The sequence below is a fragment of the Pseudomonas sp. HMSC057H01 genome, assembly GCF_001836405.1.
Classification (GTDB): Bacteria; Pseudomonadota; Gammaproteobacteria; order Pseudomonadales; family Pseudomonadaceae; genus Pseudomonas; species Pseudomonas aeruginosa.
Genome location: NZ_KV828499.1, coordinates 1 through 223, shown reverse-complemented (window position 1 = coordinate 223; position 223 = coordinate 1). Strand labels below are relative to the sequence as shown.

At 66.8% G+C, this 223-nt stretch carries 1 protein-coding gene; it reads left to right on the top strand.

Annotation, left to right across the window (positions count from 1 at the left end; genetic code table 11):
- Window positions 1-223 (top strand): condensation domain-containing protein (locus HMPREF2581_RS20405; protein ID WP_139181920.1); only part of this gene is annotated, 223 nt, incomplete at both ends.

Below are 223 nucleotides of genomic sequence, written 5' to 3'. Positions count from 1 at the left end.
TGTATCGCTACAGCGGGCAGGCGGATATCCGTGTCGGTGTGCCGATCGCCAATCGCAACCGCGTGGAGACCGAGCGGCTGATCGGCTTCTTCGTCAACACCCAGGTGCTCAAGGCCGACCTGGACGGTCGGATGGGCTTCGACGAGCTGCTGGCACAGGCCCGCCAACGCGCGCTGGAGGCCCAGGCGCACCAGGACCTGCCGTTCGAGCAACTGGTGGAGGC